This window comes from Streptomyces sp. NPDC002643 (assembly GCF_053592555.1).
Genome location: NZ_JBSFVY010000005.1, coordinates 229,490 through 252,977, shown reverse-complemented (window position 1 = coordinate 252,977; position 23,488 = coordinate 229,490). Strand labels below are relative to the sequence as shown.

The window sequence follows — 23,488 nt, the reverse complement described above, 5'->3', positions numbered from 1 at the left end:
CTTAAAAGCGGGGGCCGCGCGTGAGTTTTTGTCTTTAGGGGCGCGGGGAACTGCGCGACCAGCCACAAACGGTCCGCAGCCTGCAGCCGGCGGTTACCCGGCAGACGAGACTCAGCAAGCGGCTTCAGCCGAGCGCAGCGGTCACGCCCCCCAACCCGCCTGCTCTCCACCGACCCGCTCCTCAACGATCTTCGACGCCCACCCCGACCGGCGGTACGCCTGCATGGGCTCGGGGTCCAACCCCATCTCCTCCCGCACCTCACGCAGCAAGGGCCGCACATCGGTGTTGTACGCGTCCATCAGGACCGCATTCGCTTCGAGCACATCACCAGAAGCCTGGGCGGCAGCCAAGGCACCCCGGTCCACAAGAAGCGCCTTCGCCGTAGCCTCCTGCACATTCATCACCGACCGAATGATCGCCGGGATCTTCGCCTCGATGTTGTGGCACTGATCGAGCATGAACGCGACCTCGGGAGTGAACCCACCCCCGCGCACCACCTCGTACATGATCCGGAACAGCTGGAACGGGTCGGCGGCCCCGACCATGAGGTCGTCATCGGCGTAGAAGCGAGAGTTGAAGTCGAACGCGCCGAGCTTCCCCTCGCGCAGCAGCGTGGCCACGATGAACTCGATGTTGGTGCCGGGCGCGTGGTGCCCGGTGTCGACGACGACCTGCGCCTTGGGGCCGAGCTTCAGGCAGTGGGCGTACGCCGTGCCCCAGTCCGGCACATCGGTCGTGTAGAAGGCCGGCTCGAAGAACTTGTACTCCAGCAGCATCCGCTGCTCGTCGCCCAGCCGCTCGTACACCTCGGCGAGCCCCTCGGCCAGCCGGTCCTGGCGCCCGCGTATGTCGTCCTGGCCGGGATAGTTCGTACCGTCGGCGAACCACAGCTTCAGATCGCGGGACCCGGTGGCGTCCATGATGTCGACGCACTCCAGGAGGTGGTCGACGGCCTTGCGGCGGATCGCCGCGTCCGGGTGGCAGATGCTGCCCAGCTTGTAGTCGTCGTCCTGGAAGGTGTTGGAGTTGATGGCCCCGAGCTTCACCCCGCGCTGCTCGGCGTGCTTGGCGAGGGCGGCATAGTCGTCGACCTTGTCCCACGGGATGTGCAGGGCGACGGTCGGGGCCACGCCGGTGAACTCGTGCACCTTGCCGGCGTCGTCCAGCTTCTCCCAGGGAGTGCGGGGGACGCCCGGCTGGGCGAACACCTTGAAACGGGTCCCGGAGTTCCCGTACGCCCACGACGGCGTCTCGACGGCCTGGGTTTTGAGGGCGGCCTTCACCGCGGCGAGCTCGGTCACGTCAGGGCTCCTACCGGCTTCGATGTCTGAAACGATTCAGCACGGGAAACTATGAGCGGCTCGCCGTACTGTCAACCCCTGTGGCCGAAGAGGGCCGCCGTGACCCTGTTGTGACCTGTTTGGTCGAAAACTTTTCGGCCGAGACCCATTGACGTGACCAGCGTGTGGTGCCTAACGTCCCGGCAACCTAGTTGAAACCTTTCACGACGCAGTGGGGCAGCGGAACGCTGGCCACCGGACGTCGTCGAGGAGCCCCCATGACCCACCCGTCCGACACGGGTCCGGCCCCCGTCCTCGCGCTGAGGGACATCTCGAAGTCCTTCGGCGCCGTACGCGCCCTGAGGAACGTGTCCCTGGAACTGTTCCCCGGAGAGGTGCACGCCCTCGCCGGGGAGAACGGCGCGGGCAAGTCGACCTTGATCAAGACGCTCGCCGGGGTGCACCGACCGGACTCCGGTCAGGTGCTGCTCGACGGTGAGCCCACCGTCTTCCACGGTCCGGCCGACGCCCGTGACGCGGGTATCGCCGTGATCTACCAGGAGCCGACGCTCTTCCCGGATCTGTCGATCGCCGAGAACATCTTCATGGGCCGCCAGCCCCGGCGCGCTCTCGGCCGGATCGACCACAAGGCGACCCACGCGGCCACTCTCGCGCTGATGCAGCGCCTCGGTGTCGAACTCGACCCCGACCGCCCGGCGCGCGGCCTGTCCATCGCGGACCAGCAGATCGTCGAGATCGCCAAGGCGCTCTCCTTCGACGCCCGCGTCCTCATCATGGACGAGCCGACGGCGGCCCTCACCGGCAGTGAGGTGGCCCGGCTCTTCGGCGTCGTCCGCACTCTGCGCGAACAGGGCTCGGCCGTCCTCTTCATCTCCCACCGCCTGGAGGAGATCTTCCAGATCTGCCAGCGGGTGACGACGCTCCGCGACGGCGCCTGGATCTCCAGCGAACTCCTCGACGGCATGACCGAGGACGACCTGGTCCGCCGTATGGTCGGCCGCGACCTGGACGAGCTGTACCCCAAGCAGGAGGTCGAGGCCGGCGAAGTGGCGCTCAGCGTCCGTCGGCTGACCCGCGAGGGCGTCTTCACCGATGTCTCCTTCGATGTCCGCCAGGGCGAGATCGTCGGCCTCGCCGGACTCGTCGGCGCCGGCCGTACGGAGGTGGCGCGAGCCGTCTTCGGGATCGACCGCTGGGACGCGGGCGAGGTCGACGTCGCAGGCAAGGCGCTCACCAACGGCGCCCCCTCCACCGCCATGGCCGCCGGGCTCGCCCTGGTCCCCGAGGACCGCCGCGCCCAGGGCCTGGTGATGGACATGTCCATCGAGCGGAACATCGGCCTCACCGGACTCCGTACGACCGTCAAGGCCGGCCTCGTCGACCGGGGCGCCGAACGCAGCCGCTCCCTCGACTGGGCGGTCAAGCTCCAGGTGAAGTACGCCCGGATCGCCGACACCGTCAACACACTGTCCGGCGGCAACCAGCAGAAGGTCGTCCTCGCCAAGTGGCTCGCCACCGGGCCGAAGGTGCTGATCGTCGACGAACCGACCCGAGGCATCGACGTCGGTACGAAGGCCGAGGTGCACCGCCTGCTCAGCCAGCTGGCCGCCGACGGCGTCGCCGTACTGATGATCTCCTCCGACCTGCCCGAGATCCTCGGCATGGCCGACCGCGTGCTCGTGATGCACGAGGGACGCCTCACCGCCGAGATCCCACGCTCCGAAGCCACCGAGGAAACCGTGATGGCCGCAGCCACCGGGAGGGCCGCCGCATGACGGTGACCACCCCCGAAAAGACCCCCGTCGCCGAGGTGCCCAAGTCCAGCGGCACCCGGCTGGTGGACCGCGTCTTCAAGATGCGTGAACTCGCCATCCTCGTCGTCTTCGTGGCGATGATCGTCCTCACCCAGCTGGGCAACAGCGAGTTCCTCACCGAGCAGGGCATCAAGGACCTCCTGCTCAACGCGACGATCCTGGTGCTGGTCGCCATCGGTCAGTCGCTGGTCGTCATCACCCGGAACGTCGACCTGTCGGTCGGCTCCACCCTCGGCATCAGCGCCTTCGCCGCCGGAACCTATCTCCAGGACGGCGGAAACCCGGTGGTCGCCGTGCTGTTGGCGGTGCTGATGGGCATTGGCTTCGGACTGCTCAACGGGCTCCTCGTGAGCCTCGGCCAGGTGCCCGCGCTCGTCGTCACCCTCGGCAGCATGTACATCATCCGGGGCATCGACTCCATCTGGGTCGGCTCCCGCCAGATCGTCGCCTCCGCCCTCCCGGACGGCTTCGTCGACTTCGGCTCCGGCGGCATCTCCGCCGTGCCGTATCTGGCGCTCATCGCGATCGCGGTGCTGGTGGCCACGGCGTACTACCTGAAGCACTTCGGCAGCGGACGCGAGCTGTACGCGCTCGGCTCCAACCCCGAGGCCGCGCGGCTCGCCGGTATCCCGGTCCGCAAGCGCATCCTCGCCGCCTACACCTTCTGCGGCGCCCTCGCCGGACTCGCCGGCGCGATGTACCTGGCCCGGTTCGGCAACGTCGACTCCAGCACCGGCAACGGCTATGAACTCACCGTCGTCAGCGCGGTCGTGGTCGGCGGCGTGGTCTTCACCGGCGGTTCCGGCAGCGTCTACGGCGCGGCCCTCGGCGCGCTGCTGCTGACCTCCATCAACAGCGTGCTGCCCGCCCTCGGCGTCAGCTCGGTCTGGGTGCTCGCCATCAACGGCATCCTGCTCATCCTCGCCATCGCCGTGGACCGCGTGGTCGCGCTGCGGGTGGCGACCGCCCTGAAGAAGAGGAACGCCCGCAATGGCTGACTCCACGTTCTCGCGTGCGGGCCGCTGGTCCTCCTTGAAAAGGTGGGATTCTGCGGTCGGCGCCCTTCTCATCGTCGTCCTGCTGCTGTCCTTCGGCACCGTCGACGGCTTCGGCAACGCGCTCAACCTGTCCTTCCTCATCGGCAACACCCTGCCGATCGCGCTCATCGCCCTGCCGATGACCCTGCTCGTGGTGGCCGGCGAGATCGATCTCTCCGTCGCCTCCACCGCCGGACTCTCAGGCGCCGTGATGGGTGCCCTGTGGAACCAGGGCCTGACCATCGAGGCGATCATCCCGATCTGTCTGCTGCTCGGCGTGGTCTGCGGACTGATCAACGGCCTGCTGGTCACCCGGCTCGGACTGCCCTCCCTCGCCGTCACCATCGGCACCCTCGCCGCCTACCGGGGCATCGCACAGATCGTGCTCGGCTCGGACGCGGTGACCGACTTCCCCACCCAGTACCTGGACTTCGCCGCCGGACGCATCGGGGACTCCTTCGTCCCGCAGGCCTTCATCCCCTTCCTGGTCCTGCTCGTCATCGCGGTGATCGCCCTGCACGCCACCCCGTTCGGGCGCTCCCTGTACGCGATCGGCGCCAGCGAGGAGGCCGCGCGCTTCACCGGTATCCGCGTCAAGCGCCAGAAGCTGATCCTCTTCACGGTGACCGGTCTGATGGCCTCCCTCACCGGGATCTTCTGGGCCCTGCATTACGCCAGCGCCCGCTACGACAACGCGACCGGGCTCGAACTGTCCGTCATCGCCGCCGTGTTGCTCGGTGGTATCGACTTCGACGGTGGTAAAGGCACTCTCGGCGGTGCGATCGCCGGTGTGTTCCTGCTGGGGGCTCTGCAGAACGTGATGAGCCTCGTCAATGTGTCCGCGCAGTCGCAGATCGTCGTGACGGGTGTGCTGCTCGTTGTGTCGGTGCTGGGGCCGCGGGTGGCTCGGCAGATCGCGGTTGCAAGAGCCGGTCGAAAAGCGGCTGTTGGCCCAGCCGACGTCGGAAAGGTCGTTTGAACGCTGCGGGCCGGTTCGTGGCTGGTCGCGCAGTTCCCCGCGCCCCTAAAGATAGCGGCGCTCCCGTTCCCCGTACTCAGAGAAGGACCCCATCCCATGCGTAGAAACACCCTCCGCCGTTCCTGTGCGGCTCTCGCCGCCGTCACCTCCTTCGCCCTGGCCGCCACCGCCTGCGGCGGCACCACCAAGGAGGATGTCAAGAGCGAAGGCGCCTCCGCCGCCGCCACCGGCAAGGCCGACCCGAACGCCGAGCTGAAGAAGGGGCTCACCGTCGGGTTCCTGCCGAAGCAGGTCAACAACCCGTACTTCACCTCCGCCGACAAGGGCGGCGAGGCGGCCCTCAAGGAGCTGGGCTCCAGCTACAAGGAGGTCGGGCCGTCCAGCGCGACCGACACCGCCGGGCAGGTCTCGTACGTCAACACGCTCACCCAGCAGCAGGTCGACGCGATGGCCGTGTCCGCGCAGGACCCGGGCGCGCTGTGCACCGCGCTGAAGCAGGCCATGAGCAACGACATCAAGGTCGTCACCTACGACTCGGACACCAAGCCCGAGTGCCGCAACGCCTTCGTCTCGCAGGCCAGCGCCGAGGACCTGGGCCGCACCGAGGTCCAGCTGCTCGCCGAGCAGATCGACTACAAGGGCGAGATCGCGATCCTGTCGGCCGCGCAGACCGCGACCAACCAGAACACCTGGATCGAGTTCATGAAGGACGAACTCAAGCAGGACAAGTACAAGGACATCAAGCTCGTCAAGGTCGCCTACGGTGACGACGACGCCCAGAAGTCCTTCCAGCAGACCCAGGGCCTGCTCCAGGAGTACCCGAACCTGAAGGGGATCATCTCCCCGACCACGGTCGGCATCAAGGCCGCCGCCCAGTACCTGTCCGGCTCCAAGTACAAGGGCAAGGTCATGCTGACCGGCCTCGGCACCCCCAACGACATGCGCAAGTACGTCAAGAACGGCACCGTCGAGGGGTTCGAGCTGTGGGACCCGTCGAAGCTCGGTGAGCTGGCCGCCCGTACCTCCGTCGCCCTGGTCTCCGGCCAGATCACCGGCAAGGAGGGCGAGACCTTCACCGCCGGCGACATGGGCGAGTACACCATCGGCAAGGACGGCGTCATCAACCTCGGCAAGCCGACCGTCTTCACCAAGGACAACATCGACGACTTCGACTTCTGATTCCTGGAGGGATGTTGATGAAGCGCGTGTGCTTCCTGCTGAAGGTCAGGGCGGATCGCCTCGACGAGTACCGTGAGCGGCACGCCGCCGTGTGGCCCGAGATGCTCGAAGCGCTCTCGGCCACCGGCTGGCACAACTACTCGCTGTTCCTGCGCGAGGACGGCCTGCTCGTCGGCTACCTGGAGACGGCGGACTTCGAGGCCGCGGTGGCCGGCATGGAAGCCACGGACGTCAATGCCCGCTGGCAGACGGAGATGGCGCCGTTCTTCGAGTCGTTGGACGGCGCCCGCCCCGACGAGGCCATGAAACCGCTCACCGAAGTGTTCCACCTGGACTGAACCCCCTGTTCGGCCCCTTCCCCTCCCCACCTCGCTCGACAATGGAGTCCCCCGAGATGAAGAGACGTACGCTGCTCGGCGCCGCCCTCGCCGGCGCCGTGGTGACCCCCGCCCTCGGCTCCGTCACCGCCAGCGCCGCCGACCCCGGCCCCTCCGTCACCCAGACCGGCAGCACCCTGCTGGACAGCCAGGCCATCTTCTTCGTGTCCTACGACGGACTGGTCAACAACAACTCGTTCCAGAAGAACGCCCTGTTGACCTACAAGGGCTACCAGTACGCCGTCTGGTACACCGCCGACCGCAACGCCGTCGTCGGCCGCCGTGTCCTCGGCTCCAGCACCTGGTCCACCGTCAACGTCGGCCACACCCTGCGCTACAACGACTCCCACAACGTCATCTCCATGGGCGTCTCCAAGGTCGACGGCCGGCTCCACCTGAACATGGACTCCCACAGCGACGGCTTCACCTACGTCAAGTCGGTGGCCGGGCTGATGGACAACCCGGCCGGGCTGAGCTGGACCACGAGCCGCTTCGGCGCCCCGCAGTCCACCCTCGACGGACTCGCCCTCACCTCGCAGTTCACCTACCCGCAGTTCATCTCGATGCCCGACGGAAAGCTCCAACTGAGCTACCGCGCCGGCATCTCCGGCAACGGCCGCAACGCGCTCGCCGAGTACAACGGCACCTCCTGGACCAACCTCGGCGAGTGGACGTCCTCCACCGGCACGTACACCAGCGAGCACGGCTCCTCGACGGCCCGCAACATGTACCTGCACGGCATCGACTACGACAAGAACGGGCGCCTGCACGCCATGTTCACCTGGCGTGAGCAGAACGGCGCCGTGATGTGCAACGGCGGCGGCATCACCAACCACGACACCGGCTACGTCTACTCCGACGACCTCGGCCGAACCTGGCGCAACAACGCGGGCACCGTCGTCGGCACCACCGGCGGCTCCGACAAGGTCTCCGTCACCGACTCCGGCCTCGTCGTGGACGCGCTCAACCCGGACCACTCGCTGATGAACCAGGAGAGCCAGTGGACCGACTCCGCCGGCCGACCGCACGCCATCATCAGCTACGTCCCCGGCCGCTTCGGCCAGTGCACGACGAACTACGTCTCCGACCGCACGGCCAACGGCCGCGCCTTCCTCGTCCGCAAGAGCTCCTCCGGCGCCTGGGCGAAGACCGAGATACCGGTGCCGTTGAACTCCAGCCAGCGCACCAAGCTGGTCATGGACAAGTACAACAACGCCTACGCGATCTTCCCGTTCGGCCGGATCGCCGGTGCCTCGGTGGCCTCCGGACACACGGACTGGCAGATCCTGTTCGACGGGTCCGGCCTCAACGCCTTCGGTGAGGTCGTCCTCGACGAGACGCGCATCGCCCAGGACAACGTCCTGTCGGTGATGTACCAGGAGAAGTCCAGCGGCACCACGCCGTCGGCGCTCCGCGTCATCGACTTCGCCCTGCCCGCCTGATCCACGTTCCACCGCCCCCCACAGCGGCTGCGTTCCCACCCCCGAAGGGTCCGTGACCCGGACACCCCGACGGTAATGTGAACGTATGCCCGCCGATCCGCACCTTCCTGGAGGTCCCCGTCCGATGTCGCAGTCGGTGGGTATCAAGGACGTCGCCGCTGCCGCCGGAGTCTCCGTCGGCACGGTGTCCAACGTCATCAACCGGCCGGACTCGGTGGCCTCCGGGACCCGGGCCCGGGTGCTGGCCGCGATCGACCGCCTCGGCTATGTCCGCAGCGAGTCGGCACGCCAGCTCCGGGCCGGGCGCAGCCGGATCATGGGGCTGCTCGTGCTCGACATGGGCAACCCGTTCTTCGTCGACGTCGCACGCGGTGCCGAGCGCGCCGCGCGCGACGCCGGGCTCGGCGTGATGGTCTGCAACAGCGCGCAGAGCGCGAGCGAGGAGTCCGAGTATCTGTCCCTCTTCGCCGAGCAGCGCGTGCGGGGCGTCCTGCTGACCCCGGCCGACGAGAACGGCCGCAACATCGAGGCGTTCCGCCGTCACGGCATCCCCTTCGTCCTCGTCGACCGGGTCGCCGAGGACGCCGCCGGATGCTCGGTGTCCGTCGACGACATCGCCGGGGGCGCCCTCGCCGTACGGCACTTGGTCGACGCCGGCCACCGTTCCATCGCCTACGTCAGCGGTCCCGCCGGACTCAACCAGGTCCGCGACCGCCGTACGGGCGCCCTGAACGCCCTTGAGGAGGCGGGGCTCGGCCCTCAGGCCCTGCGGGAACTGCCCACCGAGCGCCTCGATGTGGCCGCCGGCCGTGACGCGGGCGCCCGCCTGCTCGGCCTCGCCGACCGCCCGACCGCCGTCTTCTGCGCCAACGACCTGCTCGCCCTCGGCGTCCTGCAGGCCATGTACGCGGCCGGTGTCAGCGTCCCCGACGACCTCGCCATCGTCGGCTACGACGACATCGAGTTCGCCGCCGCGGCCGCCGTCCCCCTCACCTCCGTACGGCAGCCCGCCGTCACCATGGGCGCCCTCGCCGCCGAACTCCTCCTGGAGGAGACCGAGGCCGAGAACGAGACCGCGCCCACCGCGCACGAACACCGCCGGGTCGTCCTCCAACCCGAGCTGGTGGTCCGCCGCTCCAGCCTGTCGGCCCGCTGAACGGCGGCTGAACGGCGGCGGCTGCGCCCCGACGGCCGAGCGGCGAGGCTGAGCCGCGATGCGTCGATGTGGCGAGTGGACGGGATTTTCTTGATCCTCGGGGTCGGCCGGGCGAAGAATCTGTGTTGGACTGGACCACGGCCTGGAATCCGTTCGTCAAGGAGCCCCGTTGTCCGTCAGCTACCGGCAGCCCGGTGTCGTCCTCACCGACCGTCGCTTCGCCGTCCCCCTCGACCACGACGACCCGGCGGGGGAGCGGATCGAGCTGTACGCGCGCGAGGTCGTCGCCGGCGACAAGGCGGACGCCGAACTGCCCTGGCTGGTCTATCTCCAGGGCGGCCCCGGCTTCGGAGCGAACCGATTCGTCGGGCGTGAGGCCTGGCTGGAACGAGCCCTGGAGGAGTACCGGGTACTGCTGCTCGACCAGCGCGGCACCGGCGCCTCCACCCCGGCCAACCGCCAGACCCTCCCGCTGCGCGGAGGTCCCCGCGAACAGGCCGACTACCTCGCCCACTTCCGCGCCGACTCCATCGTCCGCGACTGCGAGGCCATCCGCCGCCAGGTCACCGGCGGCGCCCCCTGGACGGTCCTCGGCCAGAGCTTCGGGGGCTTCTGCGCGGTCACCTATCTGTCCGAGGCGCCCGAGGGCCTGAGCCGCGCCGTCATCACGGGCGGCCTGCCCTCCCTCGACGCGGGCGCCGACGACGTCTACCGCGCCGCCTACCCGCGCATCGAACGCAAGGTCACCGCGCACTACACGCGCTACCCGCGGGACGTGGAGCGGGCCCGGCAGATCGCCGAACACCTCCTCCAGCACGACGTCGTCCTGCCGAACGGCTACCGGTTCACCGTCGAGGCCTTCCAGTCCCTGGGCATCCTCCTCGGCCGCGCAGACGGCAGCCACCGACTGCACTTCCTGCTGGAGGACGCCTTCGTCCGCACCCCGCAGGGTCCCGCACTCTCCGACGCCTTCCAGGAGGAGGCGCAGGGCCTGCTGTCGTACGCCGGGCATCCGCTGTACGCGCTGCTCCACGAGGCGATCTACGGCCAGGAACCGGGCCCCACGGACTGGGCCGCCGACCGGGTACGAGCCGAGTTCCCGCAGTTCGACGCCGCCAAGACACTGACCGGCGACGGCCCGCTGCTGTTCACGGGCGAGTCCGTCCACCCCTGGATGTTCGAGAACGACCCCGCCCTGCGCCCGCTCCACGAGACCGCACGGGACCTCGCGGAGGAGCGCGGCTGGCTGCCCCTGTACGACCCCGCCCGGCTCGCCGTCAACGAGGTGCCGGTGGCCGCCGCGATCTACCACGACGACATGTACGTCGACCCCGCCCACTCCCTCGAAACCGCCCGGGCCATCCAGGGGCTGCGCACCTGGGTCACGGACGAGTTCGAGCACGACGGTCTGCGGGTCGGGGGACCGCGTGTGCTGGACCGTTTGCTGGCGCTGACGCGGGACGAGGTGTGAGGGCGGGCACGGGCGAGGTGTCAGGGCAGGCACGGGCGAGGTGTGAGGGCAGGCACGGGCGAGGCGTGAGCGCGGATGCTCGGGCCGGGTCGGGGGAGGGGCCGCGTGTGGGCCCGGCTCGATTGTCAGTGGCGCGGGCTAATGTGCCTGCATGACCGATGACCAGCAGCAGGACCGGCCTGACCAGCTGAAGCCCATGCCCGACGACTGGCAGCGGGCGCTCGCCGTGGTGGCCCACCCGGACGACCTCGAATACGGCTGCTCGGCGGCGATCGCCGCCTGGACCGACGCGGGCCGCGAGGTCACCTATGTCCTGGCGACGCGTGGTGAGGCGGGCATCGACACCCTGCCGCCCGCCGAGTGCGGTCCGCTGCGCGAGCGCGAACAGCTGGCGAGCGCGGCCGTGGTGGGCGTGAGCGAGGTGGAGTTCCTCGACCACCGGGACGGCGTCATCGAGTACGGCCTCGCCCTGCGCCGGGACATCGCCGCCGCGATCCGCAGACACCGCCCCGAGCTGGTCATCACCCTCAACCACCGCGACACCTGGGGCGGTGTCGCCTGGAACACCCCCGATCATGTGGCCGTCGGCAGCGCCACCCTGGACGCGGCGGCCGACGCCGGGAACCGCTGGATCTTCCCGGAGCTGGTGGAACAGGGCCTGGCGCCCTGGAGCGGCGTCCGCTGGGTGGCCGTCGCCGGTTCCTCCACCCCCACCCATGCCGTCGACGCCACCCCCGGCCTCGACCGCGCCGTCGCCTCCCTCCTCGAACACCGCACCTATATCGAGGCGTTGACGACACAGGACCCGGAGACATACGTGCGCGACTTCCTCATGGGCTACGCCCGGACGACGGGCGAACGCTTCGGCGGGAAACCGGCGGTGGCGTTCGAGGTGTTCAGCCGATGACCTTCGAACCCTTCGAACCTTTCGAATCCCTCGAATCCCCTGAACCCCTTGAACCCTTCGAACTGCTCGACCTGCGTGATCTGCGCGGCGACTGCGGCAGTTGCTTCGGACTGTGCTGTGTGGCGCTGCCCTTCGCCGCCTCCGCCGACTTCGCCGTCGGCAAGGCGGCCGGCAGCCCGTGCCGGAACCTCCGCGAGGACTTCCGCTGCGGCATTCACACCCGGCTCAGAGGCGAGGGATTCACCGGGTGCACGGTCTACGACTGCTTCGGCGCCGGACAGCGCGTCTCGCAGGGCACGTTCGGCGGACGGGACTGGCGGGCGGGCGGCGGGGAGCACGCCCGACGCATGTTCGACGTGTTCCCGGTCGTACGCCAACTCCATGAGCTGCTGCGGTACTTGACGGAGGCGCTGACCCTGTCCGCCGCCCAGCCGGTGCACCCGGCGCTGCGCCGGGCACTCGACGAGACCGAGCGGCTGGCCGGGGGAAGCGCCGAGGAGCTGGGCGAGTTGGATGTGGCCGCGCATCGGCAGCGGGTCAATGAGCTGCTGCTGCGGACCAGTGAGCTGATGAGGGCGGGCGCGGGAAAGAAGAAGAACCGCCGGGGCGCCGACCTCATCGGCGCCCGTCTCAAGGGAGCCGACCTCAGCGGGGCCAACCTGCGGGGCGCCTGTCTCATAGCCGCCGACCTGACCGGGGCCGATCTGCGCGGCGCGGATCTCATAGGCGCCGACCTCCGGGACACCGACCTGACCGACGCCGACCTGACCGGCGCCTTCTTCCTGACCCAGCCCCAGATCAACGCGGCCCGTGGCAGCGCCGCCACCCGCCTCCCGGCGTCAGTCACCCGCCCCGGTCACTGGGCAGCGTGACGGCGGCGACCCCGCTTCCGGGGACCCGGCAGCGCCCGTAGGCGTGCCCTGCGCCCGCCTCTGGCCGAGCCGCAGCCGCAGCCCCTCCGGCATCAGCGTCAGCCGCTCGGCCACCCGCAGCTCGTACGCCGGTTCCGGGCGCAGCTCGTAGCGGCGCAGCAGCAACCCCAGTACGAGCGTGGCCTCGTGGAGGGCGAACTGGCGGCCGATGCAGGCCCGCGCGCCGGTGCCGAACGGCTTGAAGGTGTGCGGGGGCCGGGCGCGTACGGCCGCGGCGTCGAAGCGGTCCGGGTCGAAGGCCTCGGCGTCGGCGCCCCACACCTCGGGGTCCCGGTGGAGCATCGCGGTCAGCACCAGTGCCCAGGCCCCCTGCCGCATCGGGTGCTCACCGCCGAGCACGGTGTCGACGCGGGCCTCCCGCGAGAACGCGGGCGCCGTCGGCCACAGCCGCAGCGACTCGTCCAGCACCCGGCGGACATAGCGCAGCCTGGCCACCTGGTCGTAGCCGGGCCGGGCCACGTCGCCCCACACCCGGTCCACCTCGGCGCGGGCCCGGGCGGCCAGCTCCGGGTGCCGGGCGAGGTAGTGCAGGGCGAAGGACAGCGCGCCCGAAGTGGTCTCGTGCCCGGCGACCAGGAACGTGATCACCTGTCGGCGGACGTTCTCGGCGGAGAGCCGCTCCCCGGTCTCCGGATGGGCCGTCTCCAGCATCCGGTCGAGCAGATCGCCACCACCGCCCCCGGCGCCAGGCTCCCTCCCGCCGCCGGAGGACCGCCGGGCCCGGATCACCCCGTCGACCGTGTCGTTCAGCAACGCGATGTCCGCCGCGTTGCGCCGGGTCGCGCCCCTCAGCAGCAGGGGAGCGAGGGCGTCCGGGACCAGATTGCGGTGCTGGGCGAACGACAGGGTGCCCACCATGGCGGAGACGAAGGGATGCGGCCGGGCGCGTTCGAAGGAGCCGAAGTCATGGCCGAAGCCGGTGCGGGCGATCGTCTCCAGGGTCAGCTTGGTCATGTCACCGGGCACGTCCACGGTCCGCCCCGCCGCGCGCGCCCGGTCCCAGTGGTCCATCAGCCGCTCGGCGACATCGAGCATCATCGGGTGGTAGCCCGCCATGGCGTCCCGGCTGAAACCCGGGGCCAGGACGTCATGCGCCAACTGCCAGTTCGGCTCGTGGTTGTACGCCGTGAACAGCCCGTCGCCGGCCATCGGCCGCAGATTGGCGACGCCCAGCCCCACATGCTTGGCGAACCGGGACTCGTCCGCCATGTCCGCCGCGAGCCGGGCACCGCCGACGAACACGATCTCCTTGCCGAACGCCTTGCGCCGGAAGATCGGCCCCAGCTGTCGGCCCGTACGCAGGGAAGCCTGTACCGGGGTACGGAGGTTGGTGCGCAGCGCGTCACCGACGACCGGGAGCCGGTACGGCGGGTGCGGGATGCGATACAGCTCCGGCCAGCCCAGCTCCGCACTGCGGAAACCCCGGACAGCCGTGGCCCCTGCCGTCTCCGTCATGACCACATCTCCCTTGTGCGCACGCCGTGTTCGACGCTGTTGTACGCGGGTTCAATAGCGTTCCCAGTCTCGTCCCGTTGTTGAATCGACGTCAAGTAAAGTGCTCGTATGGCAGCCAGGGGCGAGGAGCGTCCGCGTCGCCGGCTCGGCACGGCGGAGCGGCGGGAGCAGCTTCTCGACGTAGGGACGCGCCTGTTCTCCCAGAGCCCTTACGACGAGGTCTGGATCGAGCAGGTGGCGGAGATCGCCGGTGTCTCGCGCGGTCTGCTCTACCACTACTTCCCGAACAAGCGGGACTTCTTCGCCGCCGTCGTGGAGCGCGAGAGCGAGCGGATGCTGCGGATGATGGAGCCCGCGCCCGGGGACTCCGCGCGCGAACGGCTCGCCAACGCACTCGACGTCTTCATCGGCCATGTCGAGGAACACGCCCATGGCTACCGGGCCTTCCACCGCTCCGAGGCCTCCGGTGACCAGGCCGTGCGCAAGGTCTATCTGCGGGCGCTGGCGGTGCAGGAGGCGCGGATTCTGGAAGCGCTCGCCACGGACGCCGAGTTCGGCGCGGCGCTGGACGCGCGACGGCCCGAGACCCGGCTCGCCGTTCGCGGGTGGCTGTCGTTCACCACGGCCGTCTGCCTGGAGTGGCTGAGGGGCTCCGAGCTGTCCCGCGAACAGGTGCGGGATCTCTGTGTCCGGGCGCTGTTCGGGGTGCTCACGCCCTGAGCGCGCCCCCGGCTCGCCCCACCCCGCCGAACAGGAAGTCCACAGACTCCCGTGTTCTGGTTGGCGAACGCCCTGATCTCCGATAGCTTAGGCAAGGCTTACCTAAGGGAGGTTGGGAATGGGTGACCGTCACACCTGGACGGCCGCGCCCGCCGCGGCGGAGCGTGCCCGCTCGGTGCTCACGGCGGCGTGGTCCTGCGCGGTGACCGCCGAGGGCGGGCGCGAGGAGTTCGTCGGCGCGCACCGCGTCACCGAGGACGGCCGGGTGATCCTGTGCGTCCCCGAGGACAGCGCGCTCGTCGCCGCCGCGATCTGCGCACCGCGCGGCGAGCCGTCCGCCGTGCTGGAGTTCGCCGACGTCGCGCCCGTTCCCGTGCGGGGCCGCATCCGGGCCCGGCTCTGGCTGGCCGGCTGGTTCGCGCCCAAGGACGGCGACCTGGAGTTCCGGCCCACCCGGATCGTGCTGCGCGAGCCGTCCGGCGCCGTCGTGATCGACCTCGACGAGTTCGCCGCCGCCCGACCCGACCCGCTGGTCACCGCCGAGCCCCGGCTGCTGACCCACCTCGCCGAGGCCCACCCCGACGCCGTCGAACGCCTCACCCGGCTCGTCCCGCACGACAGCCTGCACGGCGCCGTACGCGTCCAGCCCCTCGCCGTCGACCGGCACGGCCTCACCCTGCGCATCGAGCGGGCCCGCGGCCACGGCGATGTACGGCTGACGTTCCACAAGCCCGCCGACGACATGGCGCAGCTCACCGAGCGCATGCACATCCTGCTCTCCCAGGCCGCCGCCGCGTCCTGCCCCCGCGCCCTACAGCGGCAGCGCACAGACGGCGACGGGTGACGCGAACGGCTCGCCCGCGCGCCGCAGTTCACCGCTCTCGGGGTCGACCCGGAAGACCGTGACCGCGCTGGACCGCTGCAGCGCCGCGAACAGCAGGGAGCCGTCCGGCGAGAGAGCGATCTGCCGAGGGAACTCCCCGCCGACCGGCACCGTGTCGAGCAGCCTCAACCGTGAGCCACCGGCCTCGACCGCGTACCGCGTCAGACTGTCGTGCCCCCGGTTGGCGAGATACGCGTACGCGCCGTTGGGCGTCACCACCAGCTGCGCCGGGTAGTTCGTGCCGGAACCCGTCCCCGTGGACCGCGGCTCGCCGAGGGTGAGCCGGCCGTTGTCCGGGTCGTACGCGCAGACGGCGACCGTGTTGTCGACCTCGCACGCGAGATAGGCGTACCGCCCCTCGGGATGGAACGTCAGCTGGCGCGGCCCCGCACCGGCCTTGGTCCGCGCACGCGAAACCTCGGTGAGCGTGCCTTGGGAGTCGTCCAGGCGATAGTTGTAGACGGTGTCGCTGCCCAGGTCGACGGCGAGGACATGGCCGCCGTCGGGGCTGGTGACGATCTGGTGCGCATGCGGGCCCTCCTGCCCCGGGCCGGGCTTCGGCGTGCGGTGCACCACCAGATCCGTGCGCTCCCCGAGCGCGCCCGACTCCTCGACGGGGTGCACCGCCACACTGCCCGTGCCGTAGTTCGCGCTCAGCAGCCAGCGCCCGCTCGGATGCACCGACAGATGGCAGGGCGCCTCACCCCCGGTGCTCCGGGTGCCGAGCACCCGCCGGTCGGAGATCCGTACGGCGGTCACTCCGCCGTCCGTGCGCTCATTGACGGCGTACAGCGTGCGCCCGTTCGGATGGACCGCGAGATACGACGGGTCGCCGATCCCCGAGATCGTCCCCTCGCCCGTGATCGCGCCGCTCCGGGCGTCGTACGTCGCCACGCCGATCCCGGTGCCGCCGCCCTCGGCGGAGGTGTAGGTGCCGAGGTAGAGCGGCCGAGGTCCCGTGGGGGTGGGGGAGACACTTCCGGTCGCGGCCTCCACCTGCGGTGATGTCGGGGTCGAGGCGTTCCGCGCGGGCGAGGACGACGCCGGTCCTGCTCTGCCGTCCGGACCGGACCCGGAGCATCCGGCCAGAGCCGTCGGTACGGCCGTGGCCGCCAGCAGCCCCAGCACCCGCCGCCTGCTCCAGCCGCTCGTGTCCCCTGCGGCCCCACTCGTCATACGCGCACCTCGGATGATCGCTCGTCCCGTCCGTCCCCCCACCTTGACGGTTGTGAGCGCCCCGGCGCAAAGGACGACGGTGGGCGTTGCGCGCCATGCAACGCCCACCGTCGAGGTCAACGGGCCGGGGCCGGGCCTACCAGTCCCCGTCCTGGATCGGTTTCCCCGGCGCGTCACCCAGCGGCTTGACCTGGCCGGGGGCCGGGGGCTGCCAGGGGTCGAGGTCGGTGCCGAGCCAGTCGCCGACCGGCTTCACCTCGGTGAGGGTGTCGGTGGGGGCGATGTCCTGGGCGTCCTGGTCGTAGTAGTCGAACCAGGGGAGCCCGGCCTTGGTGTACGCCGCGCGGTCCACCGGCGACGGCGGCGGGGCCTCGCCGGTGATACGGCGCCACTCGGGCGGGGTGACGAGGTGGACGAAGACCCGCCCGGCCGGGCGCCCGGCCCAGCTGCCGCGCGGCCAGTGGTCCTGGTAGACCTCCTGCCGCATCGAGCCGCCGACCCCGAGGCCCATCGCGGCGGGCGTCCGGGGCGGACCGGCGGGAGCCGCGGCCCTGGGCGCCGCACCCGGAGCGGCCGGACCCCCGGGCGCCGCCGCCATCGGGAACGCGACACCCGGCGGCGGCAGCGGAGCCCCACCGGGCGGCGGAGGCATCGCACCCGGCGACGGCGGCGGCATCGGCACGGCACCCGGCGGAGCGGGCATCGGCGGGCCGCCGTAACCACCGGCCCAGGGCGCGCTCCGCTCCCGCCGCTCCCGCTGACGCTCCTCCTCCCGCCACAGGGCCAGCTGCCCGTCGTTCAGCGGGAAGGACTGCAACTGCACCCCGCCGAACACCTCCTCGCCGGTTACCTGGCCCTCGACCGTGGCGCCGAGCCCCAGCGGGACGGCCACGAACTGGCGGACCGTGCCCTTGCCGGAGTTGATGCCGTCGAGCCACGGCTGACGCGGCAGCACCACATAGTTCTGCGGACTCCGGCTCAGCTCGTCGCTCCACGGCTTGCCCGACACCGCGCACACCTTGCCGACGCCGACCTGGAGCGCGGCCGGTTCCGTCGTACCGCCGAAGGCCAGCCACATGGCCTCGCGCAGATACACCGGGAGCATCACCCCGCCCCGCGCCCGCATCTGCTCGGGGGCGGTGTGCGGATAGTCCTCCACCCGGCGGATCGGGAACTCGCCCAGCCCCGGCGGGAGTTGGTGCGTGCCGGTCTCGGGCAGCCGCAGGGTGCGCATGAAACGCACCTGCACCCCGCCCGGCAGATGGAGTGTGGTCCCGTCGATCCGTACGGCGCCCTCGGCCATTCCGTACGCTCCCCTCGCTGTCGCCTCGTGCCTTGCCACCTAGTACGTCCGGCGGGGGAGGGCCGGTTCCGCCCGAAAGGGATCAGGAAGGGATCAGGAAGGGATCAGGAAGGGATCAGGACCTGCGGGGGGATCTGCGGGCGGACCTGCGGGGGGTCAGAACGCGTACGCGGTCGAGGAGGCGGGTCAGATGCGGGGAGCGCTCGCGCTGTTCGCGGGTGCAGCGGTCGAGTTCCTCCAGCAGTCGCCGGGAACGCTTCTCGGTGTCCAGTTCGTCGAGGACGCGGTTGACCTCCGTGAGCACGGCACCGTGCAACTGCCAGTGCCGGGGATCGCGCTGGATGTCCTCCAGCAGCAGCTTGGCCAGCCGGTCCCGGGTCGCGACCGCCGTGGCCAGCTCGGCGGTGAGCCGTTCCTCGGCGGACTCGGCACTCTGGCTGACATCGGTGGTCACCAGCACCGCGAAGCTCACCACCGCGTCCCCGATCTCGGCCAGCAGCCTTTCGAGGGCCGCCCCGACCGGGGGTGAGAACAGCGGTTCGGGTTCCCTCTCGCGGGCGAGGTCGGTGAGGGTGCGGGCCAGCACCCGCAGGACCACCGTGCAGATCTCCAGCGTGTCGAGACCGGTGCGCAGCACGATCCGGTGCAGCAGACCCTCCCGTACACGGGGGTTGAGCCTGATGCTCTCCTCGGCCTGTCTGAGGTCCGCGTCCACCTCGACGATGTCGAAGTCGAGCTGCCGGGCCTCGTCCAGCCGGGCCGCCGCGGTCTCCACGGCGGTACGGCCCGAGGCCTCCTCGCCGACCCGGATCATCAGCCGCCGCATCCGCCGGGCCAGATCCTCCAGCGACTCACCGGCCGCCTCCACCCACACCGGGGGAGCGAGCAGGAAGTTGAAGGCGAGCCCGACGACCGCGCCGATCAGTGTCTCCAGCACCCGTGACCAGGCCGTGTCCCCGACCCTGGTCACTCCGAGCACCAGCATCGCGCTGATCGCCACCTCGGGCACGTACTCGCTGACCCGCACCAGATGCCCGACCGCCAGTGAGGCGAGGATCAGCAGGGCGAGACTCCACCAGGTCAGACCGACCAGGACACTGAACCCGATGGCGATCACCACGCCGGCCACCACCGAGTTCACCCGGCGGATGCCATTGGTGAGCGTGGCGTAGAGGGTGACCTGCACGACGAGGAGCGCGGTCAGCGGGGCCGTCAGGGGCGCCGCCTCCGAACTGACATGCAGCGCCACCACATACGCCACCGTCGCGGCGGCCGCCGACCGCACCGACTGCACGATCACCGGGTCCTGCCGCCACTTGGCGACCCGGCCCCTGACCGCGGCCCACACCCCACGTACGTCTCGCATCCCCGATCCGTTCCCCTTCCGCCGGCAGACCGAACGCCTGCGCGAGGACCTTAACCGTAGGAACGTGCCTGGTGGGAGAGGGGGTGCCAGGACGCGCAGGAAGCCTCACGGGAGGCGGGACCACCTCCGGCGGCTCCGGTCCACGGGCCGCCCCCATCCGGCCGCGCGGCTCACACGTACAACTTCTCCAGGAACGCTGAGAGATTGCCCGTCATCCGGGCGATCTGCTCCTCCAGGGTGAGGCTCTCCTCGAACCGGCTCCCGGAGTCGAGGGCCTTCTTGCCGCGCACATACAGCGAACACGCCAGATCGGCGCACATGTACACCCCCACCGAGTTCCCCTCGCGCCCGGCCGCGCCCGCCTTGCGGGCCGTCATCAGCGAGACCCCGTTGCCCCGGTGGGTCGTCAGGCACAGCGAACACATGCTGCGATGCAGAAAGCCGCGCTGGGCGGAAGGAAACCTCAGGGTGACCCCGACGAGCCGCCCGGCGTGCTCGGTGACGAGATAGCTGCGATCGGGCGCCCCCGCGTCCCGCCAGCCGAGGAAGTCCAGATCGTCCCAGGGGCGCTGGTCCAGATCGCGGGGCAGGGAGATCCGCTTGGCCTCCCCCTTGGAGCAGTTCATGAACGAGTCGCGGATCTCCGGCTCGGTGAGCGCCTTCATGGTGGGTCCTTCGGTGAGGGGATGAACTAAACCTAGGGCTCCTAGGTTTATGCCTAAAGTACGCGGCCTCGGCGGCGAGAGCCAATGGATTTCGCTCGGCCCCGGCGCAACCGGAACCGGCTCGGCTCGGAGCTGGCTCGGCTCGGAGCCGGCTCCAGCCAGGACCTGATCCGCCCGGAACCGGCTCCGCCCAGAAACCTGCTCCTGTTCGCCTTCGGCCGACAGCCGCCCGAAGGGCGCCTCACGGGGGGTGCGGCGGGCGGGGTCCGCCTGGCAGAGTGGGCCCGGGCATGATCAGCGTGAGTGAGGGGGAGTTCGGTGGACGAGTGGGAGCGCGCACGGCTGGTCCTCGCGGCGGCGGGTCTGAAGCCCGACGCCCTCGCCGAGCGGCGGCCGCTCGGCGGTGGCACGTACAACACCGTCGAGGCGCTGCACCTCACCGACGGCACCCGCCTCGTCCTCAAGATCCCCCCGCCGGTGACCACCCCCGGCCTCGCCCACGAGCGTGAACTCCTCGGCGCCGAGGCCGAGTTCTGCCGGGCGGCCCAGACCGTGGGCGTCCCCGCACCCCAGGTCGTGGGCGTCGCCATCGACGACAACGCGCCGACGGGCCGCCATCTGCTGCTCACCCACTGCCCCGGCACGGCCTGGGAAGCCCTGCCACCGGCCCAGGAGGCCGTACTGCGCCGGGAGCTGGGCGGCCTCGTGGCCCGGCTCCACCGGGTGACCGGCCCCGCCTACGGCTATCCGTCCGGCGCCCTCGGCCCGCTCGCCCCCGACTGGCGCACCGCCTTCACCACCCTGTACGACGCCGTCCTCGACGACGCCCGCCGCTTCGACGCCTGGCTGCCCCGCCCCGTGGACGAGGTGGCCCGCACCGCCAAGGCGGCCTACGACATCCTCGACGAGGTGACCGAGCCGCGCCTGGTCCACTTCGACCTGTGGCCGGGGAACATCCTGGTCGAACTCGACGACTCCCCGCGCATCGGCGGTCTGATCGACGGCGAGCGCATGTTCTGGGGCGATCCGATCGCGGACTTCGTCTCCCTCGCCCTGCTCGGCGACATCCGCCAGGACGACGACTTCCTGACGGGCTACCGGGAAGCGGGCGGCACCGTCGACTTCACCCCGGCCGCCTCCCGCCGCTACGCCCTCTACCGCAGCTACCTCTACCTGATCATGCTGGTCGAGGTGGTGCCGCGCGCCATGGACGAAGGGCACCTGGAGTGGCGCCGCGAGCATGTGGCACCACAACTGACCGCCGCCCTGGACGAGTTGAGCTGAGCGCCGCCGGGCCACGGCGGCGCGGACCCGCGAGATGATCACCCCATGACCGAGATCATCCTGATGTCCGACCCCAAGGTCGCCGCCGTCCCCGTCCACGACATCGACGAACCGCTCGTCGACGTACGCGGGGGCGGCGACCTCCTCGTCGACGACCGAAAACGCGACACCACCGGCGCCTACGCCCACCTCCGCGCGGGCGTCCTCGACCGACTCGTCCAGGCCCAGTCACTGCTCCCGCACGGCCTGCGCCTGCTGTTCATCGAGGGCTACCGCCCGCCGTCCCTGCAACGCCACTACTTCGACTCGTACGCCGACGAACTGCGCGCGCTGCACCCCGACTGGGACGCCGAGCGCGTCCGCACGGCCGCCAGCCGCTATGTCTCCCCGCCCGAGATAGCCCCGCACTCCGCCGGCGCCGCCGTGGACCTCACCCTCGTCGACGCCGACGGCCGCGAACTCGACTTCGGCACGCGGGTCAACGCCAGCCCCGAGGAGAGCGCCGGCGCCTGCTACACGGGCGCCGACACCATCACCGCCGAGGCCCGCGCCCACCGCGACACCCTGGGCGCCGCCCTCACCGGGGCGGGCCTGGTCAACTACCCCACCGAGTGGTGGCACTGGTCCTACGGCGACCGCTACTGGGCCCTGACGACCGGCGCCCCAGCCGCCCTGTACGGCCCCGGGGAACTCCCGGCCTGACGGCCCCCGCACAAGCCCGGCCACCCACCGGACAAAGCTGAGCCCCGACCGGACGGGGGAATCACGGTCGGGGCAGCCAGTGGGCGGGCGCGAATCGGGGGGCGTCGCGCCACACACCCACGCTTGGATAAACGCGAAAGTACCAGCCACCGTTCCCTACGTATCCGGACAATTTCGGTGATCTGCATCACGCCGGTCGATTCTCCTTGCTAAAGGGCAACCGCGCTCAGCATGGGGCGCACTACTCGCCCCCGGCCCCCACCCCCGCCGGAATCTCCCTCTCCCGAGCCCACCCCAACACCTCCTCCACCCCCCACGTGGTCACCACTCTCTCCCCCGGCACCCCACACTCCTCGGCCCGAGCACACCCATGCACCTGCCACGTCAACTGCCCCGGCGCATGCGCGTCCGTGTCAATGGAGAACAGCACCCCCGCCTCCACGGCCCGCCGCAACAACCGCCGAGGCGGATCAAGCCGCTCCGGCCGGGAGTTGATCTCCACGGCGGTCCCGGTCTCGGCGCATGCGGCGAAAACGGCGTCCGCGTCGAACGACGACTCCGCCCGCCCCCGCCCGGTGATCAGCCGCCCGGTGCAGTGCCCCAGGATGTCGGAGCGCGGATCGCGTACGGCGGCCACCATGCGCCGGGTCATCGCACGGGCGTCCATCCGCAGCTTGGAGTGCACGGACACGACCACCACGTCGAGCCGGTCCAGCAGCTCCGGCTCCTGGTTCAGTGACCCGTCGTCGAGGATGTCGCACTCGATCCCGGTGAGCAGCCGGAACGGCGCCCACTCGGCGTTCAGCGCGGCCACCACGTCGAGCTGCTCGCGGAGCCGGTCGGCGGACAGCCCGCGCGCCACCGTCAGCCGGGGCGAGTGATCGGTGAGCACGGCCCACTCATGACCGAGGCGCGCGGCGGTACGTCCCATGTCCTCGATGGAACTGCCGCCGTCGGACCAGTCGGAGTGCAGATGGCAGTCGCCCCTGATCAACGCCATCAGCCCCTCGCCCCCGGCGGGCAGCGGCGCGTCGGCGACCGCCTGCTCCAGCCTTCCCAGATACCCCGGCACCTCCCCGGCCAGCGCCTCGCGCACCACCTGCGCGGTCTTCGGCCCGATCCCCCGGAGCGACTCCAGCGACCCGGAACGCGCCCGCTCGGCCACCTCGTCCGCCGGCAGCGCGCCGAGCACGGCGACGGCCGTGCGGAAGGCCCGTACGCGATAGGCGGGCGCCCCGTCCCGCTCCAGCAGGAAGGCGATCCGCTCCAGGGCCGCGAGGGGGTCCATGGCACCTCCGGTCGATCGCCGTCCGCCGAGTCCCGTCTCCAGCCTCGCCC

Annotated in this window: 21 protein-coding genes; 14 read left to right on the top strand and 7 right to left on the bottom strand. The window is 70.7% G+C overall.

Annotation, left to right across the window (positions count from 1 at the left end; genetic code table 11):
• Nucleotides 1-141: 141 nt before the first annotated feature.
• Nucleotides 142-1,302 carry an L-rhamnose isomerase gene (gene rhaI / locus ACWD4G_RS10075; RefSeq protein ID WP_451292091.1) on the bottom strand — a complete coding sequence of 387 codons (1,161 nt, stop codon included), beginning with the start codon at nt 1,300-1,302 and terminating at the stop codon, nt 142-144.
• Nucleotides 1,303-1,559: 257 nt separating this feature from the next.
• Here rhaI and ACWD4G_RS10070 point away from each other — a divergent pair, with 257 nt between their 5' ends.
• From ACWD4G_RS10070 to ACWD4G_RS10025, 10 genes are all read left to right on the top strand, one after another.
• Nucleotides 1,560-3,077: a sugar ABC transporter ATP-binding protein gene (locus tag ACWD4G_RS10070; RefSeq protein WP_451292089.1), complete on the top strand. Its 1,518-nt coding sequence runs from the start codon at nt 1,560-1,562 to the stop codon at nt 3,075-3,077.
• On the top strand, nt 3,074-4,114 hold the full coding sequence (locus ACWD4G_RS10065; RefSeq protein WP_451292087.1) for an ABC transporter permease: 1,041 nt from the start codon (nt 3,074-3,076) through the stop codon (nt 4,112-4,114). Before ACWD4G_RS10070 ends, ACWD4G_RS10065 begins: the two co-directional genes overlap by 4 nt.
• Nucleotides 4,107-5,132 (top strand): ABC transporter permease, encoded by a 1,026-nt coding sequence (locus tag ACWD4G_RS10060; protein ID WP_451292085.1) that lies wholly within the window; start codon nt 4,107-4,109, stop codon nt 5,130-5,132. Before ACWD4G_RS10065 ends, ACWD4G_RS10060 begins: the two co-directional genes overlap by 8 nt.
• 96 nt (nt 5,133-5,228) lie before the next feature.
• A complete protein-coding gene (gene rhaS / locus ACWD4G_RS10055) occupies nt 5,229-6,311 on the top strand; it encodes a rhamnose ABC transporter substrate-binding protein (protein ID WP_451292083.1) in 1,083 nt (360 codons plus the stop codon).
• Between the two features lie 17 nt (nt 6,312-6,328).
• Nucleotides 6,329-6,649, top strand: a complete 321-nt coding sequence (locus tag ACWD4G_RS10050) for an L-rhamnose mutarotase (protein ID WP_451292081.1) — start codon at nt 6,329-6,331, stop codon at nt 6,647-6,649.
• A 56-nt stretch (nt 6,650-6,705) separates the two neighbouring features.
• The gene (locus ACWD4G_RS10045) at nt 6,706-8,130 is read left to right on the top strand and encodes a BNR repeat-containing protein (protein ID WP_451292080.1); all 1,425 of its coding nucleotides are present in this window, start codon (nt 6,706-6,708) and stop codon (nt 8,128-8,130) included.
• Between the two features lie 124 nt (nt 8,131-8,254).
• The gene (locus ACWD4G_RS10040) at nt 8,255-9,286 is read left to right on the top strand and encodes a LacI family DNA-binding transcriptional regulator (protein WP_451292078.1); all 1,032 of its coding nucleotides are present in this window, start codon (nt 8,255-8,257) and stop codon (nt 9,284-9,286) included.
• Nucleotides 9,287-9,455: 169 nt separating this feature from the next.
• Entirely contained in the window at nt 9,456-10,757 is a 1,302-nt protein-coding gene (locus tag ACWD4G_RS10035) for an alpha/beta fold hydrolase (protein ID WP_451292076.1), read from the top strand.
• Between the two features lie 151 nt (nt 10,758-10,908).
• A complete protein-coding gene (locus ACWD4G_RS10030) occupies nt 10,909-11,664 on the top strand; it encodes a PIG-L deacetylase family protein (RefSeq protein ID WP_451292074.1) in 756 nt (251 codons plus the stop codon).
• Nucleotides 11,661-12,536: a pentapeptide repeat-containing protein gene (locus ACWD4G_RS10025; protein WP_451292072.1), complete on the top strand. Its 876-nt coding sequence runs from the start codon at nt 11,661-11,663 to the stop codon at nt 12,534-12,536. Before ACWD4G_RS10030 ends, ACWD4G_RS10025 begins: the two co-directional genes overlap by 4 nt.
• On the opposite strand, the gene ACWD4G_RS10020 is transcribed toward ACWD4G_RS10025, so the two are convergent.
• Nucleotides 12,504-14,051, bottom strand: coding sequence for a cytochrome P450 (locus ACWD4G_RS10020; RefSeq protein WP_451292070.1), 1,548 nt, complete (start codon nt 14,049-14,051; stop codon nt 12,504-12,506). The two genes, ACWD4G_RS10025 and ACWD4G_RS10020, sit on opposite strands and share 33 nt — an antisense overlap.
• A gap of 108 nt (nt 14,052-14,159) precedes the next feature.
• Here ACWD4G_RS10020 and ACWD4G_RS10015 point away from each other — a divergent pair, with 108 nt between their 5' ends.
• The gene (locus tag ACWD4G_RS10015; protein WP_451292068.1) at nt 14,160-14,771 is read left to right on the top strand and encodes a TetR/AcrR family transcriptional regulator; all 612 of its coding nucleotides are present in this window, start codon (nt 14,160-14,162) and stop codon (nt 14,769-14,771) included.
• A 118-nt stretch (nt 14,772-14,889) separates the two neighbouring features.
• Nucleotides 14,890-15,615, top strand: a complete 726-nt coding sequence (locus ACWD4G_RS10010; RefSeq protein WP_451292066.1) for a DUF2470 domain-containing protein — start codon at nt 14,890-14,892, stop codon at nt 15,613-15,615.
• Here the strand turns inward: ACWD4G_RS10010 and ACWD4G_RS10005 are convergent.
• The 4 genes from ACWD4G_RS10005 to ACWD4G_RS09990 all read right to left on the bottom strand — a co-directional run bounded on the left by ACWD4G_RS10005 (nt 15,583) and on the right by ACWD4G_RS09990 (nt 20,164).
• The gene (locus ACWD4G_RS10005) at nt 15,583-16,830 is read right to left on the bottom strand and encodes a lactonase family protein (RefSeq protein WP_451292064.1); all 1,248 of its coding nucleotides are present in this window, start codon (nt 16,828-16,830) and stop codon (nt 15,583-15,585) included. The two genes, ACWD4G_RS10010 and ACWD4G_RS10005, sit on opposite strands and share 33 nt — an antisense overlap.
• Before the next feature lie 136 nt (nt 16,831-16,966).
• Nucleotides 16,967-18,133 carry a hypothetical protein gene (locus ACWD4G_RS10000; RefSeq protein WP_451292062.1) on the bottom strand — a complete coding sequence of 389 codons (1,167 nt, stop codon included), beginning with the start codon at nt 18,131-18,133 and terminating at the stop codon, nt 16,967-16,969.
• Nucleotides 18,134-18,248: 115 nt separating this feature from the next.
• Nucleotides 18,249-19,499, bottom strand: a complete 1,251-nt coding sequence (locus ACWD4G_RS09995) for an FUSC family protein (RefSeq protein ID WP_451292060.1) — start codon at nt 19,497-19,499, stop codon at nt 18,249-18,251.
• A 170-nt stretch (nt 19,500-19,669) separates the two neighbouring features.
• On the bottom strand, nt 19,670-20,164 hold the full coding sequence (locus ACWD4G_RS09990) for an FBP domain-containing protein (RefSeq protein ID WP_451292058.1): 495 nt from the start codon (nt 20,162-20,164) through the stop codon (nt 19,670-19,672).
• A 318-nt stretch (nt 20,165-20,482) separates the two neighbouring features.
• Here ACWD4G_RS09990 and ACWD4G_RS09985 point away from each other — a divergent pair, with 318 nt between their 5' ends.
• On the top strand, nt 20,483-21,448 hold the full coding sequence (locus ACWD4G_RS09985) for a phosphotransferase family protein (RefSeq protein WP_451292056.1): 966 nt from the start codon (nt 20,483-20,485) through the stop codon (nt 21,446-21,448).
• Nucleotides 21,449-21,493: 45 nt separating this feature from the next.
• Nucleotides 21,494-22,150 carry a M15 family metallopeptidase gene (locus ACWD4G_RS09980; RefSeq protein ID WP_451292054.1) on the top strand — a complete coding sequence of 219 codons (657 nt, stop codon included), beginning with the start codon at nt 21,494-21,496 and terminating at the stop codon, nt 22,148-22,150.
• 241 nt (nt 22,151-22,391) lie between these two features.
• Here the strand turns inward: ACWD4G_RS09980 and ACWD4G_RS09975 are convergent, their stop codons facing one another.
• Nucleotides 22,392-23,438, bottom strand: a complete 1,047-nt coding sequence (locus ACWD4G_RS09975; RefSeq protein WP_451292052.1) for a PHP domain-containing protein — start codon at nt 23,436-23,438, stop codon at nt 22,392-22,394.
• Nucleotides 23,439-23,488 lie beyond the last annotated feature (50 nt).

Excerpts from the sequence above, each read along its gene's own strand:
- ACWD4G_RS10005 (WP_451292064.1), bottom strand. The coding sequence starts at position 16,830 with ATGACGAGTGGGGCCGCAGGGGACACGAGCGGCTGGAGCAGGCGGCGG.
- ACWD4G_RS10040 (WP_451292078.1), top strand. The coding sequence starts at position 8,255 with ATGTCGCAGTCGGTGGGTATCAAGGACGTCGCCGCTGCCGCCGGAGTC.
- ACWD4G_RS09990 (WP_451292058.1), bottom strand. The coding sequence starts at position 20,164 with ATGAAGGCGCTCACCGAGCCGGAGATCCGCGACTCGTTCATGAACTGC.
- ACWD4G_RS10015 (WP_451292068.1), top strand. The coding sequence starts at position 14,160 with ATGGCAGCCAGGGGCGAGGAGCGTCCGCGTCGCCGGCTCGGCACGGCG.
- rhaS (WP_451292083.1), top strand. The coding sequence starts at position 5,229 with ATGCGTAGAAACACCCTCCGCCGTTCCTGTGCGGCTCTCGCCGCCGTC.
- ACWD4G_RS10025 (WP_451292072.1), top strand. The coding sequence starts at position 11,661 with ATGACCTTCGAACCCTTCGAACCTTTCGAATCCCTCGAATCCCCTGAA.
- ACWD4G_RS10000 (WP_451292062.1), bottom strand. The coding sequence starts at position 18,133 with ATGGCCGAGGGCGCCGTACGGATCGACGGGACCACACTCCATCTGCCG.
- ACWD4G_RS09980 (WP_451292054.1), top strand. The coding sequence starts at position 21,494 with ATGACCGAGATCATCCTGATGTCCGACCCCAAGGTCGCCGCCGTCCCC.
- ACWD4G_RS10030 (WP_451292074.1), top strand. The coding sequence starts at position 10,909 with ATGACCGATGACCAGCAGCAGGACCGGCCTGACCAGCTGAAGCCCATG.
- ACWD4G_RS09975 (WP_451292052.1), bottom strand. The coding sequence starts at position 23,438 with ATGGACCCCCTCGCGGCCCTGGAGCGGATCGCCTTCCTGCTGGAGCGG.
- ACWD4G_RS10060 (WP_451292085.1), top strand. The coding sequence starts at position 4,107 with ATGGCTGACTCCACGTTCTCGCGTGCGGGCCGCTGGTCCTCCTTGAAA.
- ACWD4G_RS10045 (WP_451292080.1), top strand. The coding sequence starts at position 6,706 with ATGAAGAGACGTACGCTGCTCGGCGCCGCCCTCGCCGGCGCCGTGGTG.
- ACWD4G_RS10010 (WP_451292066.1), top strand. The coding sequence starts at position 14,890 with ATGGGTGACCGTCACACCTGGACGGCCGCGCCCGCCGCGGCGGAGCGT.
- ACWD4G_RS10070 (WP_451292089.1), top strand. The coding sequence starts at position 1,560 with ATGACCCACCCGTCCGACACGGGTCCGGCCCCCGTCCTCGCGCTGAGG.
- ACWD4G_RS10020 (WP_451292070.1), bottom strand. The coding sequence starts at position 14,051 with ATGACGGAGACGGCAGGGGCCACGGCTGTCCGGGGTTTCCGCAGTGCG.
- ACWD4G_RS09995 (WP_451292060.1), bottom strand. The coding sequence starts at position 19,499 with ATGCGAGACGTACGTGGGGTGTGGGCCGCGGTCAGGGGCCGGGTCGCC.
- ACWD4G_RS10065 (WP_451292087.1), top strand. The coding sequence starts at position 3,074 with ATGACGGTGACCACCCCCGAAAAGACCCCCGTCGCCGAGGTGCCCAAG.
- ACWD4G_RS10050 (WP_451292081.1), top strand. The coding sequence starts at position 6,329 with ATGAAGCGCGTGTGCTTCCTGCTGAAGGTCAGGGCGGATCGCCTCGAC.